The organism is Brevundimonas sp. NPDC055812 (assembly GCF_053616535.1).
In genome coordinates, this window is record NZ_JBSHDX010000007.1 from 115,542 (window position 1) to 133,512 (window position 17,971).

Annotated in this window: 18 protein-coding genes; 15 read left to right on the forward strand and 3 right to left on the reverse strand. The window is 66.9% G+C overall.

Annotated elements, in window-relative coordinates; all coding sequences use genetic code 11:
* Window positions 1-6: 6 nt before the first annotated feature.
* Window positions 7-657, reverse strand: coding sequence for an alpha/beta hydrolase (locus ACWGL1_RS12905; protein ID WP_338574874.1), 651 nt, complete (start codon window positions 655-657; stop codon window positions 7-9).
* A 161-nt stretch (window positions 658-818) separates the two neighbouring features.
* Between ACWGL1_RS12905 and ACWGL1_RS12910 the strand changes: the two genes are divergently transcribed.
* Genes ACWGL1_RS12910 through ACWGL1_RS12960 form a run of 11 tightly spaced genes read left to right on the forward strand, consistent with a single transcriptional unit; the run spans window position 819 to window position 10,215 of the window.
* The gene (locus ACWGL1_RS12910; RefSeq protein WP_291775083.1) at window positions 819-1,286 is read left to right on the forward strand and encodes an Rrf2 family transcriptional regulator; all 468 of its coding nucleotides are present in this window, start codon (window positions 819-821) and stop codon (window positions 1,284-1,286) included.
* Complete coding sequence (locus ACWGL1_RS12915) at window positions 1,283-2,419, forward strand: cysteine desulfurase family protein (RefSeq protein WP_291775086.1); 1,137 nt, start codon at window positions 1,283-1,285, stop codon at window positions 2,417-2,419. The genes ACWGL1_RS12910 and ACWGL1_RS12915 overlap by 4 nt, the downstream gene beginning before the upstream one ends.
* A gap of 3 nt (window positions 2,420-2,422) precedes the next feature.
* Window positions 2,423-3,889: a Fe-S cluster assembly protein SufB gene (sufB, locus tag ACWGL1_RS12920; protein ID WP_452112209.1), complete on the forward strand. Its 1,467-nt coding sequence runs from the start codon at window positions 2,423-2,425 to the stop codon at window positions 3,887-3,889.
* A 21-nt stretch (window positions 3,890-3,910) separates the two neighbouring features.
* Entirely contained in the window at window positions 3,911-4,660 is a 750-nt protein-coding gene (sufC, locus tag ACWGL1_RS12925) for a Fe-S cluster assembly ATPase SufC (RefSeq protein ID WP_452112210.1), read from the forward strand.
* Window positions 4,657-5,679, forward strand: coding sequence for a Fe-S cluster assembly protein SufD (gene sufD / locus ACWGL1_RS12930; protein WP_452112211.1), 1,023 nt, complete (start codon window positions 4,657-4,659; stop codon window positions 5,677-5,679). The genes sufC and sufD overlap by 4 nt, the downstream gene beginning before the upstream one ends.
* Window positions 5,658-6,926: an aminotransferase class V-fold PLP-dependent enzyme gene (locus ACWGL1_RS12935; RefSeq protein ID WP_452112212.1), complete on the forward strand. Its 1,269-nt coding sequence runs from the start codon at window positions 5,658-5,660 to the stop codon at window positions 6,924-6,926. Before sufD ends, ACWGL1_RS12935 begins: the two co-directional genes overlap by 22 nt.
* A gap of 5 nt (window positions 6,927-6,931) precedes the next feature.
* On the forward strand, window positions 6,932-7,330 hold the full coding sequence (locus ACWGL1_RS12940; protein ID WP_338574881.1) for an SUF system Fe-S cluster assembly protein: 399 nt from the start codon (window positions 6,932-6,934) through the stop codon (window positions 7,328-7,330).
* Window positions 7,331-7,340: 10 nt separating this feature from the next.
* A complete protein-coding gene (locus ACWGL1_RS12945; RefSeq protein WP_452112273.1) occupies window positions 7,341-7,739 on the forward strand; it encodes a HesB/IscA family protein in 399 nt (132 codons plus the stop codon).
* A gap of 1 nt (window position 7,740) precedes the next feature.
* Window positions 7,741-8,730 (forward strand): methionine ABC transporter ATP-binding protein, encoded by a 990-nt coding sequence (locus ACWGL1_RS12950; RefSeq protein ID WP_291775100.1) that lies wholly within the window; start codon window positions 7,741-7,743, stop codon window positions 8,728-8,730.
* The gene (locus ACWGL1_RS12955) at window positions 8,730-9,386 is read left to right on the forward strand and encodes a methionine ABC transporter permease (RefSeq protein ID WP_452112213.1); all 657 of its coding nucleotides are present in this window, start codon (window positions 8,730-8,732) and stop codon (window positions 9,384-9,386) included. The genes ACWGL1_RS12950 and ACWGL1_RS12955 overlap by 1 nt, the downstream gene beginning before the upstream one ends.
* 19 nt (window positions 9,387-9,405) lie before the next feature.
* Window positions 9,406-10,215: a MetQ/NlpA family ABC transporter substrate-binding protein gene (locus ACWGL1_RS12960; RefSeq protein WP_338574888.1), complete on the forward strand. Its 810-nt coding sequence runs from the start codon at window positions 9,406-9,408 to the stop codon at window positions 10,213-10,215.
* Here the strand turns inward: ACWGL1_RS12960 and ACWGL1_RS12965 are convergent.
* Together ACWGL1_RS12965 and ACWGL1_RS12970 are read right to left on the reverse strand one after the other, a co-directional pair.
* Window positions 10,212-11,009: a lysophospholipid acyltransferase family protein gene (locus tag ACWGL1_RS12965; RefSeq protein WP_452112214.1), complete on the reverse strand. Its 798-nt coding sequence runs from the start codon at window positions 11,007-11,009 to the stop codon at window positions 10,212-10,214. The two genes, ACWGL1_RS12960 and ACWGL1_RS12965, sit on opposite strands and share 4 nt — an antisense overlap.
* Before the next feature lie 78 nt (window positions 11,010-11,087).
* Window positions 11,088-12,230, reverse strand: coding sequence for a bifunctional 2-C-methyl-D-erythritol 4-phosphate cytidylyltransferase/2-C-methyl-D-erythritol 2,4-cyclodiphosphate synthase (locus ACWGL1_RS12970; protein ID WP_452112215.1), 1,143 nt, complete (start codon window positions 12,228-12,230; stop codon window positions 11,088-11,090).
* Between the two features lie 65 nt (window positions 12,231-12,295).
* Between ACWGL1_RS12970 and dusB the strand changes: the two genes are divergently transcribed.
* From dusB to ACWGL1_RS12990, 4 genes are read left to right on the forward strand one after another with little or no spacing between them, the layout of a single operon-like run.
* Window positions 12,296-13,345, forward strand: a complete 1,050-nt coding sequence (gene dusB / locus ACWGL1_RS12975) for a tRNA dihydrouridine synthase DusB (protein ID WP_452112216.1) — start codon at window positions 12,296-12,298, stop codon at window positions 13,343-13,345.
* Complete coding sequence (locus ACWGL1_RS12980) at window positions 13,345-15,597, forward strand: sensor histidine kinase NtrY-like (protein WP_338574897.1); 2,253 nt, start codon at window positions 13,345-13,347, stop codon at window positions 15,595-15,597. The genes dusB and ACWGL1_RS12980 overlap by 1 nt, the downstream gene beginning before the upstream one ends.
* 10 nt (window positions 15,598-15,607) lie before the next feature.
* On the forward strand, window positions 15,608-17,014 hold the full coding sequence (ntrX, locus tag ACWGL1_RS12985; protein WP_338574898.1) for a nitrogen assimilation response regulator NtrX: 1,407 nt from the start codon (window positions 15,608-15,610) through the stop codon (window positions 17,012-17,014).
* On the forward strand, window positions 17,014-17,874 hold the full coding sequence (locus ACWGL1_RS12990) for a D-amino-acid transaminase (RefSeq protein ID WP_338574900.1): 861 nt from the start codon (window positions 17,014-17,016) through the stop codon (window positions 17,872-17,874). The genes ntrX and ACWGL1_RS12990 overlap by 1 nt, the downstream gene beginning before the upstream one ends.
* The last annotated feature ends 97 nt before the right edge of the window (window positions 17,875-17,971 follow it).

A 17,971-nucleotide genomic window follows, 5' to 3' on the forward strand; every position in this document is an offset into this window, starting at 1 on the left:
AGAACGTCAGGCGGGCTTTTCAGCCAGTCGCTTGTCCAGGTAGGCGCCGACACGGCGCTCGACCGCGCCGATATGATCCTGCCAGAAGTGGGTCGCGCCTTCTTCCAGCTCATAGTCGATGACGATGCCCTTCTGGGTGCGCAGCTTGTTGACTACGCGCTCCACCTCGGCCGGGGGCACCACGGTGTCGGCGGTGCCGTGCAGGAACAGGCCCGAGGCCGGGCAGGGGGCCAGGAAGCTGAAATCGTAGATGTTGGACGGCGGCGACACCGAGATGAAGCCGTCGGTCTCGGGGCGGCGCATCAGCAGCTGCATGCCGATATAGGCGCCGAACTGATAGCCCGCGACCCAGGTCTGAGTGGCGGCCGGGTTGTTGGCCTGCAGCCAGTCCAGCGCCGTGGCCGCGTCGGCCAGTTCGCCGATGCCGCTGTCGAACTCGCCCTGCGACTTGCCGACGCCCCGCGAATTGTAGCGCAGGGTGGCGAAGCCGCGCTGAACGAACAGCTGGTGCATCGTCAGAGCGACCGGATTGTTCATGTGCCCGCCCGCCTTCGGGTGCGGGTGCAGGATCAGGGCGATCGGCGCGTCGGGGCGCTTGCCGGGCGAGTAACGGCCTTCGATGCGGCCAGCGGCGCCGGGCAGGATGACTTCAGGCATGGATCGCGATCCCTACAATCAACAGAGGTTTCGCCGGACGGATAATACTTGACCAGGGAGGTAGGACTTTCTAAGTCCCCGGTGCGCGACGCACTCGCCAGCGAGGCCGGGGGTCTTAGCATGACCGCTCCGAAAAGCGTTAGAATTTTGAGGTTATCGGGATGCGCCTGTCGACAAAGGGACGTTACGCCGTGATGGCGATGGCCGATCTGGCGAAGAACGGCTCGGGCCGGGCCGTGTCCCTGGCTGAAATCGCGGCGCGTCAGGAGATTTCGCTCAGCTATCTGGAACAGCTGTTCGCGCGACTGCGCAAGGGCGGCCTGGTCAAGAGCATTCGCGGGCCGGGCGGCGGCTATCGCCTGGCCAAGGGGCCGGACGAGACGGTCGTGGCCGACATCGTCCTGGCCGTCGATGAGCCGATCCGCGCTACCCGCTGCGCCGCCCATGGCACGCCGCGAGGCTGCATGAACGGCGGGGCGCGCTGCATCACTCATGATCTTTGGGAAGACCTCGGCGCTGAGATCCATCGGTATCTGGCCGGGGTCAGCCTGGAGGACGTGATCGAAAAGCGGACCAGCCGCGCCCGTATGGGACAGAAGGACGTCGGGTCCATGGAGGCGGCGGCGTGAGCGTCTATCTGGATTACAACGCTTCCGGCCTGGTTCGTCCTGAAGTTCAGGAAGTCATGGCTAAGGCCTTGGCTGACAATGGAAACCCTTCGGCCGTTCACGCCGCCGGCCGCCGTGCGCGTGCGCGCGTCGAGACGGCCCGTGCTCAGGTGGCTGATCTGGTGGGCGCCGATCCGACGGCGATCATCTTCTCCTCGGGCGGAACCGAGTCCAACGCCCAGGCGATCCACAGCGCCTTGGCCGCCGGCTGCGAGCGGCTGCTCGTCGGCGCGACTGAGCATCCGTGCGTGGCCGAAGCCGCTACGGCGAGCGGCGCGCAGGTCGAGGTTCTGCCGGTGGACGCCAATGGCGTAGTCGATCTGGCCTGGCTGGCTGAGGCGCTGGCGCGTCCGGGGCGGGCCGTTGTCGCCATTCATCACGCCAATAACGAAAGCGGCGTGATCCAGCCGATCGCTGAGGCGGCGGCGCTCGTCCGCGCGGCGGGCGGCTGGCTGCACGTCGACGCCATCCAGTCCGCAGGCAAGATTCCGGTGACGATGCGGGCGCTCGGCGCCGACAGCCTGACCCTTTCGGCGCATAAACTGGGCGGGCCTCAAGGCGTGGGCGCCCTGGTGCTCAAGGACGGCGTATCCGCCGTTCGCATTCTGCACGGCGCCGGTCAGGAGCGCGGCCTGCGCGCTGGGACCGAGAACGTTCCGGGCATCACCGGGTTCGGCGTCGCCGCCGACTGCGCGGCCCGTGATCTGGGTGTCGCCGGGGCTCATGTCGTCTGGCGCGACGCGGCCGAGGCGAAGGTCAAGGCCGCGGGTGCGACCGTCATCGGCGGCGCAGTTGAGCGGCTGCCCAACACCCTGTTCATGGCGGTCGAGGGCTGGGACAGCCCGCAACAGCTGATCACCCTGGATTTGGTCGGTGTCATGGTCTCGGCCGGTTCGGCCTGCTCGTCGGGCAAGGTCAAGCCGTCCAAGGCGATCAGCGCCATGGGCCTGCACCACCTGGCGACCGGGGGCGTGCGCGTCTCCGGGGGCTGGGGCACGACCGAGGCCGACTGGACCCGGTTCGCCGACGCCTGGGTCGCGGCCTGGGACAAGCACAAGGCGCGCTTACAAGAGCGCGTAAAGGAAGTCGCGTAAGTTATGGCTATCGTTCAGGAAACAATCGATACGGTCGCGGAACTGGAGCGGTACAAGTACGGCTTCATCACGGACGTCGAACAGGAGTTCGCCCCCAAGGGCCTGAACCCGGACATTATCCGCTTCATCTCCGAGAAGAAGGGGGAGCCGGAGTGGATGCTGGAGTGGCGCCTGGCCGCCTATGAGCGCTGGCTGGCCATGGAAGAGCCGACCTGGGCGGCGGTGAAGTACGATCCCGTCGACTATCAGGACCTCTACTACTACGCCGCGCCGGTGAAGAAGGAAGGGCCGAAGTCGCTGGACGAGGTCGATCCCGAACTGCTGGCCGTCTACGAAAAGCTTGGCATTCCGCTGAAGGAGCAGGAAGTCCTGGCCGGCGTTCAGGGCGCGCCCAAGGTGGCGGTCGACGCCGTGTTCGACAGCGTCTCCGTCGTCACCACCTTTAAGGAGGAGTTGGCCAAGGCGGGCGTGATCTTCATGCCTATTTCCGAGGCCTTGCGCGAATATCCTGATCTTGTGCGTCAGTATCTGGGCACTGTCGTGCCGGTCAGCGACAACTATTTCGCGGCCTTGAACAGCGCGGTCTTTTCCGACGGCTCGTTCGTCTACATCCCGCCGGGCGTGCGCTGCCCGATGGAGCTGTCCACCTATTTCCGCATCAACGCCAGCCAGACCGGCCAGTTCGAGCGCACCCTGATCATCGCCGACAAGGGTTCCTACGTCTCCTATCTGGAGGGCTGCACCGCGCCGATGCGCGACGAGAACCAGCTGCACGCCGCAGTGGTCGAAATCATCGCCCTGGACGACGCCGAGGTGAAGTACTCGACCGTTCAGAACTGGTACCCCGGCGACGCCGAGGGCAAGGGCGGCATCTACAACTTCGTGACCAAGCGCGCCGACTGCCGCGGCGACCGTTCCAAGGTCAGCTGGACCCAGGTCGAGACCGGCTCGGCCGTCACCTGGAAGTACCCGTCCTGCATCCTGAAGGGTGAGGAAAGCTCGGGCGAGTTCTACTCCATCGCCATCACCAACGGCCATCAGCAGGCCGACACCGGCACCAAGATGCTGCACCTGGGCAAGAACAGCCGCAGCCGCATCATCGCCAAGACGGTCTCGGCGGGTAAGTCGGACTCGACCTATCGCGGCCTGGTGTCGATCCATCCCAAGGCGACCGGCGTGCGCAACTTCACCCAGTGCGACAGCCTGCTGATCGGCAAGGAGTGCGGCGCCCACACCATCCCCTACATCGAGGTCCGCAACGGCTCGGCCCAGTTGGAGCACGAAGCGACCACGACCCGCCTGTCCGAAGCTCAGCTCTTCTACGCCCAGCAGCGCGGCCTGTCGGAAGAAGAAGCCGTGGCTCTGCTGGTCAACGGCTTCGTCCGCGATGTCCTGCAGGAGTTGCCGATGGAGTTCGCCGTCGAGGCCCAGAAGCTGGTGGCGATCAGCCTTGAAGGCTCGGTCGGCTGAGTGAGTTGAAGAAGAAAAACAATGCTTAAGATCAATAACCTCCACGTCTCCGTCGCCGATAAGCCGATCCTCAAAGGTCTGACGCTCGAAGTGCCTGCGGGTGAAGTTCATGCGGTCATGGGGCCGAACGGGGCGGGCAAGTCGACGCTGGGCTACAGCCTGTCGGGCCGCCCCGGCTATGAGGTGACGGACGGTTCCGCCTCGTGGAACGGCATCGACCTGCTGGATATCGAACCGGCCGAGCGGGCGGCGGCGGGCCTGTTCCTGTCGTTCCAGTATCCAATCGAGATCCCCGGCGTTCCGGCCATGACCTTCATCCGCACGGCGCTGAACGCCCAGAAGCGCGCGCGAGGCGAGGAAGAGGTTTCGGCCCCGGCCTTCCTGAAGCTGGTCAAGGCGGCGTCGCAGTCGCTGAAGATGGACTTCGACATGTTGAAGCGCCCGCTGAACGTCGGCTTCTCCGGCGGCGAGAAGAAGCGGATGGAAATCCTGCAGATGGCCCTGCTGGAGCCGTCGCTGCTGATCCTGGACGAGACGGACTCGGGCCTCGATATCGACGCCCTGCGCATCGTCGCCGATGGGGTGAACGCCATGCGCAGCCCGGAGCGGTCAATGCTGGTGATCACCCACTATCAGCGCCTGCTGGACTACATCAAACCGGACCGCGTCCACGTCCTGGCGGGCGGCCGCATCGTCGCCTCGGGCGGACCTGAGCTGGCGCATGAGTTGGAAGCGGAAGGCTACGACAAGTTCCTGCCGGAGGCGGCATGAAGGCGCTCGCCCGGCTGGACCTGACCGACGCCGCGACCTTCCCTTCGCGGCGGGTCGAGGAGTGGAAATACAGCGACCTGAAGCGTTTTCTTCGTGAAGCGCCTGAGCCGTCCGGCACCGCCGTCGTGGGCGCGCCGGGGCCGTTCTATGATCTGGGCGGCGACGCCGTCGTCTTCGCCAACGGCCGACCGGTCGGGGTGAAGGACTACATCGCCTCGGGCGATCAGACGCTACGCCTGCGCTTCATTTCGGATGCAACGGGCACCGGTCATACGGCGGCGGCGCGCATCGTCACCCGGCCCGGCGCGCGCCTGCTGCTGCTGGAGACGCACGAGGGCAAGGGCTCGGCCTATGTCGCTCACAACAAGGTCGAGATTGACGTCGCGGCCGACGCCGAGGTGACCCGCATCGTCCTGACCGACGAACCCGCCGACGCCATTTCCGTGGCCGAGGCCGAGGTGCGACTGGAGGCGGGCGGCCGTTATCGCCAGACCATCGTCGCTACCGGCGCCAAACTGCAGCGTCACGAGACCCGTCTGCGTCACGGGGCCGAGGGCGCCGACGCGCGCGTGGACGGGCTCTATCTGCTGAGCGGCGCGCGCCATTCGGACCAGACTTCGGTGATCGACCACGTCTCGCCGAATGGCACGACCAGCCAACTGATCAAGGGCGTGGTCCGCGACGAGGCGCGCGGCGTTTTCCAGGGCAAGATCCTGGTCCAGAAGGGCGCGGACGAGACCGACGCCCGCATGGGGCACCACGGCCTGATCGCTTCGGATCGCGGCGAGATCGACGTGAAGCCCGAACTGATCATCTACGCCGACGAGGTGCAGTGCGCCCACGGCGCGACCGTCGGGACGCTGGATGAAAGCGCCCTGTTTTACATGCAGCAGCGCGGCATTTCGGCTGATGAAGCCCGCGCCCTGTTGACCCACGCCTTCCTGATCGAGGTTGTCGACCGCATCGAGCATGAAGGCGCCAGAGAGGTGGTGCGGGAATGGCTGACGGCTCGCCTGTGACCAACGTACCTATGAACAAGGTTGGCGTGACAGGGTTCGACCCCTGTGCCGCCCGCGCGCAGTTCCCGATCCTGTCGCGTCAGGTGAACGGCAAGCCGCTGGTGTATCTGGACAGCGCCGCCTCGGCCCAGAAGCCGCGCGCGGTGATCGACGCCCTGGTCGCCTCGATGGAGGGCTCTTACGCCAACGTCCACCGGGGCCTGCACACCCTGTCGAACGAGGCGACCGAGGCCTATGAGCGCGCGAGAGAGATCGTCGCCCGCTTCCTGAACGCGCCGTCGGCCGAGACCATCGTCTGGACCAAGGGCGGGACCGAGGCGATCAACCTGGTGGCCAACGGCGTCGGCCTGTCGATCCAGCCGGGCGACGAAATCATCGTCACCGAGATGGAGCACCACTCCAACATCGTGCCCTGGCACATCCTGCGCGAGCGGCGCGGGGCGGTGCTGAAATGGGCGCCGATCAAGGATGACGGCTCGCTGGACATGGAAGCCTTCGCCGCCTTGCTGGGGCCGAAGACGAAGCTGGTCGCCGTCACCCACATGTCGAACGTGCTGGGGACCATCAATCCGGTCGCCGAGATCACCCGTCTGGCCCATGCGGCCGGGGCGCAGGTGCTGATCGACGGCTGTCAGGGCGCGGTTCACGCGGCGCCGGACGTGCAGGCCATCGGCTGCGACTACTATGTTCTGACGGGGCACAAGCTGTTCGCACCCACGGGCATCGGCGTCCTGTACGGCACGGCGGAGGCGTTGGAGGCCCTGCCGCCTTATCAGGGCGGCGGCGAGATGATCGAGACCGTGGAGAAGGAGCGCGTGACCTATGCGCGTCCGCCGCACCGGTTCGAGGCCGGCACCCCGCCGATTCTGGAAGCGATCGGCCTTGGCGCGGCGATCGAGTGGCTGGCGCAGTATGAGCCGGCGACGATCCAGGCGCATGAGAAGGCTCTATATCATCATGCCGTCGAGCGTCTGCGCGAGTACGACTGGCTGCGGATTCTGGGCGAAGCGGAAGGGAAGGGCGCCATCCTAACCTTCTCCGTCGAGGGCGCGCACGCTCATGACGTCGCCCAGATCATGGACCGATACGGCGTCGCCGTCCGGGCCGGTCTGCACTGCGCCGAACCGCTGGCGAAAAGACTGGGCGTGACCTCGAGCACGCGCGCCTCCTTCGCCCTATATAACACCATGGAGGATGCAGACGCCTTCGTGGACGCGCTGATCAAGGCGCGCAACTTCTTCGTGTGACGAGTATGGACGCCAAGACCGACAACGCGATCAGCGACAGCGACGCCTTCGCCGCCAGCTGGGATGAGCCGCAGAAGAGCGCCCTGTCTCAGGCCGAGCTGGACAAGCTGACGGACGACCTGATCGAGGCGCTGAAGACGGTGTACGACCCGGAAATCCCGGTCGACATCTATGAGCTCGGCCTGATCTACAAGGTCGACGTGTCCGACGATCGCGACGTGCTGGTCGAGATGACGCTGACGGCGCCGGGCTGCCCGGTCGCCGGCGAAATGCCCGGCTGGGTCGAGACGGCGGTGTCCAAGGTCGAGGGCGTTCGCAGCGCCAGGGCCAATCTGGTGTTCGATCCGCCGTGGGACGCCTCCAAGATGAGCGACGAGGCCAAGTTGGCCCTGAACATGTTCTGACGAGGCCATGATGACCGAGCTTCAGACCACGGCCCGACCCCGACGCCCCCGGCCCAAGGCGGTGACCCTGACGGACGCCGCCGCCGCGCGCGTGCGCGAAATCATGGACAACGCTGAAAAGGATTACGTCGGGCTACGCGTCGGCGTGAAAAACAGCGGCTGCGCCGGGCAGGAGTACACCTTCGCCTATGCCGAAGAAGCCCTGCCGCTGGACGAGGTGGTCGAGGACAAGGGCGTCACCATTCTGATCGAGCCCAAGGCGGTCCTGTTCCTGATCGGAACCGAGATCGACTATGAGGTGACGAAGCTGGCCTCCAAGTTCGTCTTCCGCAATCCGAACGAGACGGACGCCTGCGGTTGCGGCGAGAGCGTCACCATCATTCCCGCCGCTGCTGTGGACGCCGACTGACATGATCCGACTGGAGGGGGTGACCCGGCGCTATCGCAGCGCGGCGGGCGACCGCACGGCGCTGGACGCCGTCGACCTGCACGTCGCGCGCGGCGAGGTGTTCGGCGTGGTGGGCCGTTCGGGGGCGGGCAAGTCCACCCTGATCCGCGCCATCAATCGACTGGAGACGCCGGACGCGGGCAAGGTCTTCGTCGATGGGCAGGAGATCACCGCCCTGAACGCCGCCGAACTGCGCGCTGCGCGACGCGGCATCGGCATGATCTTCCAGCACTTCAACTTGCTGAACGCCAAGACGATCGAGGACAACGTCGCCTTTCCCCTGCGGCTGGAAGGACGGCCTGAAGCCGAGGTGAAGGCCCGCACGGCGGAACTTCTGGCCCAACTGGGGCTGGCCGATCATGCGAAAAAGCATCCGTCCCAACTGTCGGGCGGCCAGAAGCAGCGCGTCGGCATCGCCCGCGCCCTGGCCTGCGGCCCCAGCGTCCTGCTGTGCGACGAGGCGACGAGCGCCCTCGACCCCGAGACGACCGAGGACATCCTGACCCTGCTGGACGGGCTGAACCGTGATCTGGGCCTGACCATCGTCCTGATCACCCACCAGATGGAGGTGGTGCGCCGCGTCTGCGACCGGGTGGCGGTGCTGAAGGACGGCAGGATCGTGGAACAGGGCGCGACGGCCGACGTCTTCCTGCATCCGCAGCACGCCGTGACTCGCGCCATGCTGGCCGAGGGCGAGGAGGCGGTCGACGCCTCTGTCGCGCCCGCCGGGGCTCGCATGGCCCGACTGACCTTCCGCGGGCCATCGACCTATGAGCCGGAGTTGAGCCGTGTGGCGCGCACTGTCGGCGTGGATTATTCGATCCTATCGGGCCGCATCAGCCGCATCCGGGGCGAGCCCTATGGTCAGATGACGGTGGCCTTCACCGGCGGCGACGCCGAGACGGCTCTGGCGCAACTGGTCGCGCGCGGCGTCGTGGTGGAGGCGGTCTGATGTTCGCCAATGTGGATTGGGCCGATATCGGCAAGGCGACGATCGACACGCTGCTGATGCTGGGCGGATCAATGGTTCTGACCGTGATCCTGGGCGTGCCGCTGGGCGTGCTTCTGTATCTGTCGGGCAAGGGGCGGCTGGCGGCCAATCCGATGCTGAACGCCGCACTGTCCTTTGTGGTCAATGTGCTGCGCTCGGTGCCCTTCATCATCCTGCTGATCGTCATGCTGCCGGTGACGGTGCTGCTGGTCGGCACATCGCTGGGCGTGGCGGGCGCCATTCCGCCGCTGGTCGTCGGGGCCGCGCCCTTCTATGCGCGCTTGGTCGAGACGGCGCTGCGTGAAGTGGACAAGGGCGTGGTCGAGGCGACCCAGGCCATGGGCGGTTCGACCTTCCAGATCGTGACGCGCGCTCTGTTGCCCGAGGCCATGCCGGGCATCATCGCCGGCGCGACCGTCACCGCCATCGCCTTGGTCAGCTACACCGCCATGGCGGGCGTGGTGGGGGCGGGCGGTCTGGGCGACCTGGCCATCCGCTTCGGCTATCAGCGTTTCCAGACCGACGTCATGGCCGTGACCGTAGTTCTGCTGCTGATCCTCGTACAAATTCTGCAGATGATCGGCGACCGTCTGGTCGCTAAGGTCTCGCACCGCTGATTTTACGAAAGCCCGCCCCATGATCCGCCGTTCGCTGCTGCTGTCCGCCGCCGCTGTTTTGACGCTCGCCGCCTGCGGTCAGGGCGCGGGCAAGAAGGCGGGCGGCGAGGGCGCGCCTCTGCTGGTCGGCGCCACCGCCGTGCCGCACGCCGAAATCCTGGAGCAGGTGAAGCCGATTCTGGCCGCCGAAGGCGTGCCGATCGAGATCAAGGTCTTCAACGACTACGTTCAACCTAACGTGCAACTGGCTGAAAAGCGGTTGGATGTGAACTACTTCCAGACCAAGCCCTATCTCGACGAGTTCAACACGGCGCGCGGCACGAACCTGATCACGGTCGCCGGCATCCACGTCGAGCCGCTCGGCCTCTATTCGCGCAAGCACAAGACCTTGGCCGAGTTGCCGAACGGCGCCCAGGTGGTGTTGCCCAACGACGCCTCCAACACCGGCCGCGCCCTGCTGCTGCTTCAGGCGGCGGGCCTGATCACCCTGAAGGATCCGCAGAATCCGCTGCAGACCGTTCGCGATATCGCCGCCAATCCGAAGGGCCTGAAGTTCCAGGAGGTCGAGGCCGCGACCATCCCGCGCATCCTGCCTCAGGTCGATGGGGCGGTGATCAACACCAACTATGCTCTCGACGCCGGGCTGAAACCCAAGACAGACGCCCTTCAGCTTGAAGGCGCCGACAGCCCCTATGTGAACTATCTGGTCGCGCGACCGGACAATCAGGACGACCCGCGAGTCCAGGCCCTGGCCAAGGCCCTGCGCGGCCAGGCGATCAAGGATTTCATCGCCTCAAAATACGAAGGCGCGGTGATCCCGGCGGCCTAAGCTGCGGCGCTGACCGCCTTGGCCGCTGCGGCGGCCTTGGCGCCTTCACCGTCAGAGGCGACGAGGACGGCGGGCGTGACCGGCTGTCCGGTCGCCTCGGCGATCAGTTCGGCTGTCCTGCCCTCCACGGCGGCTTCCAGGCGTTCCAGAAACTCGGCCTTGGGCAGCCCGGTCGGAATGGGCTCGAGGAATTCCAGCGTCGCCGTGCCGGGGTTCTTGTGGAACTCTTCCAATGGCCAGAACAGGCCCAGGTTCGTCGCCAGCGGCACGACCGGCATGTCGAAGTCGCGATACATATGCCAGACGCCTGAGCGATAACGGAACTTCTCGCCCACCTTGGCCAGATGACCTTCCGGATAGATCAGGATCTTGCGCCCTTCGCGATGGGCGTCGGCGGCGCGTTCCTTCAGGGCGGCGCGGGCGGCGTGGCCGCCGCAGTTGTTGACGACGATGGCGCCCAGTTTCTTGAGCACCGTTCCCAACAGGGGGAATTTCTCCAGATGGTCGCCGGTGACGAAGGCCACGTCGTCGAACTGGTCATAGGTGGCGAAGCCGTCGCCCCAGCTCTGGTGCTTTGAGGCGATGATGAAGGCGCCCTGCGGCAGGCGTTCCTTGCCGCGCGTCTCGATGCGGATGCCCGCGAACAGGCTCATGGCCTGCACCATGCGCCGGACATAGCGGCGGATGATCCAGCTTGTGGCCTTGCGGCCGGGCGCCAGGGCCGCAAAGGCGGCGGCCAGGCCGTAGGTGATGGAAAGCGCCCAATAGGCGATGTTGAACAGCAGGCTTCGCATCAGGCGACTATGCCAGCCTGACATTCAGAGGCGAGCGTAAAGTGAAGCCTGGCGACGGCGGCCGCCTCGGTCCTGAATTCAGGCGGGCAGTTCGATCGAAACGGCGGCCTGGGCGGCCAGACCTTCGCCACGGCCGGTGAAACCCAGGCCTTCGCTGGTCGTGGCTTTCACGCTGACGGCGTCCAGCGGCAGCTTCAACAGGGCCGCCAGCCGTTCACGCATGGCCTGGCGATGGGGCTTCACCTTGGGCTGTTCGCAGATCAGGGTCACATCGACATTGACGATGCGCCCGCCGCGCAGCGCCACCCGTTCGGCGGCATGAACCAGGAAGCGGTCCGATGACGCCCCCTTCCACTGAGGATCGCTGGGCGGAAAGTGGTCGCCGATGTCGCCGTCGGCGATGGCGCCGAGGATGGCGTCCGTCAGGGCGTGCAGACCGGCATCGGCGTCCGAATGGCCGATCAGGGTCTGGTCATGCGGAATCTCGACCCCGCACAGCCAGACCGACGTGCCCGGTCCCCAGCGATGAACGTCGAAACCCTGGCCGATGCGGATGGTGGTGCGGGCAGGGGACAGGGCCTCGGCCATGGCGAAATCCTCAGGATAGGTCAGTTTGGTCAGGCGCCCGTCGCCTGGGATCAGTCGGACGCGGCCGCCCGCGCGCTCGACCACGGCGGCCTCGTCGGTGGCGGCTTCATCGGCGGGCCACACGGCATAGGCGTCGCGGATGGTCTTGAGTCGAAAGGCCTGCGGCGTCTGGGCGCGCCACAGGTTCTCCCGATCGACGGCGCCGCTGACCATGCCCTCACGCCCTCGGCGCAAGCTGTCGGCGACAGGCAGGGCGGGCAGGACGCCGTCGACGTCGACGAGACCCGCCAGTAGGCGCGCGATCACCTCGGCGCTCAGGAAGGGACGGGCGGCGTCGTGGATCAGCACCGGCTCGTCGTCAGCTCCGCTCAGCGCCGCGAGGCCGGCGCACACCGACGCGGCGCGTGTCGCGCCGCCGAGAACCGCGCGCCATCCGTCCAGACCGGCCAGGGCCGCGTCGGCCTCTTCGCGGGCGTCAGCGGCGATCACGACGACGACATCGCGCGCGCCGGCGTCCAGCAGCGCCTCGACCGACCAGCGCACGACCGGCTTGCCGGCCACCCTGCGCCACTGTTTGGCGCCGCCCGCCCGAGAACCCGAGCCGGCGGCCACGACGATCGCTGAGAATCCCATGCGGGTCTTCTAGGCGTCCCGGTTCCGCTTGACGAGAGGGGCCTTCTTCGGTGCTAAGGAGCCTCATGACCATCGGGTTGCAGATTGGCGATGTGAAGATCGCGGGGCGGGTGCTGATGGCGCCCATGACCGGGATCACGGATTTGCCGTTCCGCGTGCTGGCGTCAAGGCTGGGCGCCGCCTATGTGGCGACCGAGATGGTGGCTGCGGCCGAGCTGGCGCGCGCGCGTCCCGACGTGGTGCGCCGCGCCGCCGTCGGCGGTGGCCTGCCTCTGACAGTGATCCAGCTGGTCGGAGGCGATCCGGCCGCCATGGCCGAGGGCGCGCGCATGGCCGAGGCGGCGGGCGCCGACATCATCGACCTGAACTTCGGCTGTCCGGCCAAGGAGGTCACCGGCGCCGCCTGCGGCTCGGCCCTGATGCGCACGCCGGATCAGGCGGCGCAGATCATGGAGGCCGTCGTTCAGGCCGTCAGCCGCCCGGTCAGCGTGAAGATGCGGCTGGGCTGGGACGAGAGCAGTCATAACGCCCCTGACCTGGCGCGCCGGGCCGAAGACCTGGGTGTCGCCGCCGTCACCGTGCATGGCCGCACCCGCAAGCAGTTCTACACCGGCGTCGCCGACTGGGACGCGGTGGCCGAGGTCAAACGGGCGGTCGCCATACCCGTCATCGTCAACGGCGACATCATCACCGCCGAACAGGCGCGCGAGGCGCTGAGCCGATCCGGCGCCGACGCGCTGATGCTGGGGCGCGGGGTTTACGGGCGGCCGTGGCTGGCGGCGCATCTGGAGCGCGCCCTTGCGGACGGGACGCGCCTTCGAGAGCCGGATCGCGAAGAACGACTGGCGATCGTCATCGAGCACCTGCGAGCGTCGGTCGCTTTCTATGGCTTGCCGCTGGGTCTCAAGATGTTCCGCAAACATCTGGGCTGGTACATCGAGCAGGCCCCCTGGCCGGCCGATCCAGCCCAGCGTCGGGCCGCCAAGGCCAGGCTGTGCCGGCTGGAGACGCCGGATGAGGTCGAAACGGCGCTGGCGACCTTGTGGCGAGATGTGACGTATTTGGGCAACTTCGCTGTTGAAAACGAGACACAGGTGTCCGAAGTTGCGGCGTAATGTCGGACACGCCCGTCGCCCCGGTTGAAGAACAGGTCTCAGAGCGCTCGCTCTGGGGGCGTCTCGCCGACGGTCGGGCGCGGGCCTTGTTCGGAACCGCTTATGTCGTCGCCTTCCTGGTCACGGCGGCGGCCATCTGGCTGGTGGCCATTGCGCCGGGAGCCGCCGCAGGCGGGGACGCCCGGACGGCGGCCAGTCGCGCGGTTCTCTATGTCCTTCTGGCCAATCTGGTCCTGATTGCAGGACTCGCGACGGTGATCGGCGGACGGGTGCTGCGCCTGACGCGCAATCGGAACGATCCGGGCGCGCGTCTGCATCTGCGGTTCGTCACCCTGTTCTCCCTGGTCTCGGTCGTGCCGGCGGTGCTGATCGCCCTGGTCTTCGGCCTGCTGGTCAACCGGGGGGTGGATCAGTGGTTCAGCACCAACGTCCGTTCAGCTGTCGAGAACGGGGCCGAGATCGGCCGCGCCTATGTCGCGGACGTGGGCGCCGGGCTTGAGGTGGACCTGGATACGATGGCGACCGAGTTGGGCGGCGTCCGGGATCTGTTCGACAATCGAATCCAGTTCTCGCGCGCCCTGTCGCAGATCGGCGACTTCTTCGGCTACCCGGCCCTCTATATTCTGGACGAGCAAGGACGCGTCCTGGCCAGCGGCGAGCAACCGGGCGCGCCGCCCTATGTCGCCCCGCCGCGCGAGGCTTTCGAGACGGTGGCGGGCGGCGAGGTGGCGCCGACGACGGTGACCGAGAACCCTGACATGGTGCGGGCGCTCTATCCGCTCCCGGATTACGGTCACGCCTATCTCTATGTCGTGCGGCCGCTGGCGCCGGGCCTGATCCAGCGAATGCGCAACGGCGAGGAGTCCATCACCGCCTATCGTGCGGCCGAGGAAAGCCGCGCTCGCATCCAGGGAGCCTTTGCGCTCAGCTATCTGGAAACGGCGCTGCTGGTGCTGGTCGGGGCGGTCTGGCTGGCCATGTCGGCCGCCAGTTCGATCTCGGCGCCGATCGGACGGCTGGTGCGGGCGGCGGATCAGGTGGCGGGCGGCGACCTCGATGCGCGCGTCGATAACGACGGCGCGCCGTCCGAGATCATCGTCCTGTCCGAAGCGTTCAATCGGATGACCGAGGACATCAAAACCCAGCAGGCGGCGCTCAAGACCGCTTCGGACGAGGCTCAGGGACGCAGCCTCTTCATTGAAACGGTCCTGTCAGGCGTCAGCGCGGGCGTGATCGGCCTGGACCGCCAGCGACGGATCTCCGCCATCAACGACAGCGCCAGCCAGCTGCTGGGCCTCGACCCGGAACAGGTCCAGGGCCGGCGTCTGGCCGAGGTGGCGCCCGAGCTGGGCGAACTGTCGGAACGGGGCGAAGCCCATATCGAGGAGGATATCGACGTCAGCCGCGATGGCGAGGCCCTGCGCCTGCGGGTCCGCATTGAGGGCGGGCAGGGCGGCGAGATGGTGCTGACCTTCGACGACATCACCCGCCTGGTCACGGCTCAGCGTAATGCGGCCTGGCGTGACGTGGCGCGCCGCATCGCCCATGAGATCAAGAACCCGCTGACGCCGATCCAGCTCTCGGCCGAGCGGCTGCGCCGCCGCTATCGCGAGCGGGTGGGCGATGATGTCGAGGTGTTCGATCGCTGCACCGAGACCATCATCCGTCAGGTGGGCGACATCGGCCGGATGGTGGACGAGTTCTCGTCCTTCGCCCGGATGCCGGCGCCGCGCTTTTCAATGGAGAATCCTGCGGAAATGCTGCGCGAGGCGGTTTTCGCCCAGCGTGTGGCCATGCCCGACATCGGCGTGGATCTGATCGAACCTCTCCCGGAGGTCGTGCTTCAGTGCGACGGCCGCATGGTCGGTCAGGCCTTGGCCAACATTCTGAAGAACGCGGGCGAGGCCGTAGGCGCCAAACGTGCGCTCGAGCCGGTCGCCGAAGGGACGCTGGGCGTTATCGCCCGGCTGGATGTCGAAGACGGACGCGCCGTCTTCGTGATCGAGGACGACGGCGTCGGCCTGCCGGCCAAGGATCGCGACCGGCTAACCGAACCCTATGTAACCACGCGCGAGAAGGGCACGGGCCTCGGCCTGGCCATCGTCAAGCGCATTTGTGAAGACCACGGCGGCGAGCTGCGGCTGGCTGACGCGGAGACATTGTCGGGCGCGCGCGTATGCCTGATCTTCCCCCTGACCCAGGACCACAAGTCCGCCCATCGCGCCTCTGGCGTGGCGGCTGCGGCGAGTTAAGCGAGGCGTCATGCGTAATACGGGTGCTGATATTCTGGTCGTCGACGACGAGGCCGACATCCGCGAACTGGTGTCAGGCCTGCTGGAGGACGAGGGCCATTCGGTCCGCACGGCCGCCAATTCGGACGAGGCGCTGGCCGCCATCCGCGCGCGCAAGCCTTCCTTGGCCGTACTCGACATCTGGATGCAGGGCGGCGGTCTGGACGGGCTGGAACTGCTCGATGTCGTGCGCGAACTGGATGAGGACCTGCCGGTCGTCATGATCTCGGGTCACGGCAACATCGAAACGGCGGTCAGCGCGCTGAAGCGCGGCGCCTATGATTTCATCGAGAAGCCGTTCAAGTCCGACCGCCTGGTCGTGGTGGTGGAGCGGGCCCTGGAAGCGGCCGCGCTGAAACGCGAGAACCGGCGCCTGCGCGCCCAGACGCTGACGCCCACCGGACTGATCGGCAAGTCGGTCGCCGCCCAGGTGCTGCGCACCACGATCACCAAGGTGGCGCCGGCCAACAGCCGCGTCCTGATCTCGGGCCCTCCTGGTTCGGGCAAGGAACTGGTGGCCCGGCAGATTCACGAAGCCAGCCCCCGGGCGAAGGCGGAGTTCGTCGCCATCTCGGCCGCCGGCATGACGCCCGAGCGCCTGGACGTCGAATTGTTCGGCGAGGAGGGCGGCGACGGCCGCCCACGCAAGATCGGCGTCTTCGAGCGGGCCCATAACGGCACCCTCTATCTGGACGACGTGGCTGACATGCCTCGCGAAAGCCAGAGCCGCATCCTGCGCGTCCTGGTCGAACAGAGCTTCCGCCGCGTCGGCGGCGAGCAGGACGTGCAGGTGGACGTGCGCGTCGTCACCTCCACCGCCCGCGACCTGCGCACCGAGATCGCCGAGGGGCGTTTCCGCGAGGACCTGTTTCACCGGCTGAACGTTGTGCCGATCCGCGTGCCGCCGTTGTCGGAGCGACGCGAGGACATCGCCGAATTGGTCGAATACTTCGTCGACAATCTGTCGGCCTCCCAGGGCTTGCCGCATCGTCGCATCGCCGACGACGCCCTGGCTGTGCTGCAGGTTCATCCGTGGCCGGGCAATGTCCGCCAGTTGCGCAACAACATCGAACGTTTGCTGATCCTGGCCACCGGCGGGCCGGACGAGCCCATCACCGCCGATATGCTGCCGCAGGAGGTGGCTTCATCCGCTAGCCCCGCCTCGCTCAGCGCGGACCGCATCATCGCCCTGCCGTTGCGTGAGGCGCGCGAGGTGTTCGAACGGGAATATCTGTCGGCCCAGATCATGCGGTTCGGCGGAAATATCTCGCGCACGGCCGCTTTCATCGGCATGGAGAGATCTGCGCTGCATCGCAAGCTTAAGTCGCTGGGCGTATCGCCTGCACGCGGCGGAGACGAGGAAGGAGAGGGCGCCTGATGTCCAGGGTCGCCTATGTGAACGGCGTCTATCAGCCGCACGGCCAGGCTGTGGTCCATATCGAGGATCGCGGGTTCCAGTTCGCTGACGGCGTCTATGAGGTCTGGTCGGTCTTCGACGGCAGGCTGGCCGATTATCAGGGGCACCTGAGCCGTCTGGCCCGCAGCCTGACCGAGCTGCGGATCGACATTCCCATGTCGGCCGAGTCGCTGGGCATCGTCCTGCGCGAGACGATCCGCCGGAACCGGGTGCGCAACGGCATCGTCTATATCCAGATCACGCGGGGCACGGCGCCCCGCGATCATGCCTTCCCGACGGACGTGGCGCCCAGCGTCATCATCACCGCCAAGTCTATCGACCTGAGGAAGGGCGAAGCTCTGGCCGCCAGGGGCGCGGCCGGCGTCACCCAGCCCGACATGCGCTGGGGCCGCTGCGACATCAAGACGGTCGGCCTTCTGCCCAACGCCCTGGCCAAGCAGGCGGCGCGTGAACGCGGCGCTTACGAAGCCATCCTGTTCGATGAAATGGGCATGGTGACCGAAGGCTCCTCGACCAACGCCTGGATCATCGACGAAAACGGCAAGCTGCGGACCCGCGACACCCAGGCCAACATCCTTCGCGGCATCACCCGCGCGGCGATCCTCAAGCTGGTCGAGGCGGAAGGTATCGAGCTGGAAGAGCGCGCCTTCAGCGTCGAGGAGGCCAAGCGCGCGCGCGAAGTCTTCGTCACGGCGGCCAGTTCCTTCGTCATGCCGATCGTTTCGCTGGACGGAACCCGCATCGGCGACGGCAAACCGGGCCCGGTTGCGACCCGTCTGCGCGAGATTTATCTGGAACAGGCGCGTCGCGAAGCCATTTAAGGCGTTGCCGCACCGGCGGGGGCTTGGCTAAGGTCGCGGATGCGGGCGATGTTCCGCCTCGCGGCCATTCCGCCGCTGATGAAAAAGACCAAGAACA

Excerpts from the sequence above, each read along its gene's own strand:
- ACWGL1_RS12905 (WP_338574874.1), bottom strand. The coding sequence starts at position 657 with ATGCCTGAAGTCATCCTGCCCGGCGCCGCTGGCCGCATCGAAGGCCGT.
- ACWGL1_RS12910 (WP_291775083.1), top strand. The coding sequence starts at position 819 with ATGCGCCTGTCGACAAAGGGACGTTACGCCGTGATGGCGATGGCCGAT.
- sufB (WP_452112209.1), top strand. The coding sequence starts at position 2,423 with ATGGCTATCGTTCAGGAAACAATCGATACGGTCGCGGAACTGGAGCGG.
- sufC (WP_452112210.1), top strand. The coding sequence starts at position 3,911 with ATGCTTAAGATCAATAACCTCCACGTCTCCGTCGCCGATAAGCCGATC.
- sufD (WP_452112211.1), top strand. The coding sequence starts at position 4,657 with ATGAAGGCGCTCGCCCGGCTGGACCTGACCGACGCCGCGACCTTCCCT.
- ACWGL1_RS12935 (WP_452112212.1), top strand. The coding sequence starts at position 5,658 with ATGGCTGACGGCTCGCCTGTGACCAACGTACCTATGAACAAGGTTGGC.
- ACWGL1_RS12940 (WP_338574881.1), top strand. The coding sequence starts at position 6,932 with ATGGACGCCAAGACCGACAACGCGATCAGCGACAGCGACGCCTTCGCC.
- ACWGL1_RS12945 (WP_452112273.1), top strand. The coding sequence starts at position 7,341 with ATGACCGAGCTTCAGACCACGGCCCGACCCCGACGCCCCCGGCCCAAG.
- ACWGL1_RS12950 (WP_291775100.1), top strand. The coding sequence starts at position 7,741 with ATGATCCGACTGGAGGGGGTGACCCGGCGCTATCGCAGCGCGGCGGGC.
- ACWGL1_RS12955 (WP_452112213.1), top strand. The coding sequence starts at position 8,730 with ATGTTCGCCAATGTGGATTGGGCCGATATCGGCAAGGCGACGATCGAC.
- ACWGL1_RS12960 (WP_338574888.1), top strand. The coding sequence starts at position 9,406 with ATGATCCGCCGTTCGCTGCTGCTGTCCGCCGCCGCTGTTTTGACGCTC.
- ACWGL1_RS12965 (WP_452112214.1), bottom strand. The coding sequence starts at position 11,009 with ATGCGAAGCCTGCTGTTCAACATCGCCTATTGGGCGCTTTCCATCACC.
- ACWGL1_RS12970 (WP_452112215.1), bottom strand. The coding sequence starts at position 12,230 with ATGGGATTCTCAGCGATCGTCGTGGCCGCCGGCTCGGGTTCTCGGGCG.
- dusB (WP_452112216.1), top strand. The coding sequence starts at position 12,296 with ATGACCATCGGGTTGCAGATTGGCGATGTGAAGATCGCGGGGCGGGTG.
- ACWGL1_RS12980 (WP_338574897.1), top strand. The coding sequence starts at position 13,345 with ATGTCGGACACGCCCGTCGCCCCGGTTGAAGAACAGGTCTCAGAGCGC.
- ntrX (WP_338574898.1), top strand. The coding sequence starts at position 15,608 with ATGCGTAATACGGGTGCTGATATTCTGGTCGTCGACGACGAGGCCGAC.
- ACWGL1_RS12990 (WP_338574900.1), top strand. The coding sequence starts at position 17,014 with ATGTCCAGGGTCGCCTATGTGAACGGCGTCTATCAGCCGCACGGCCAG.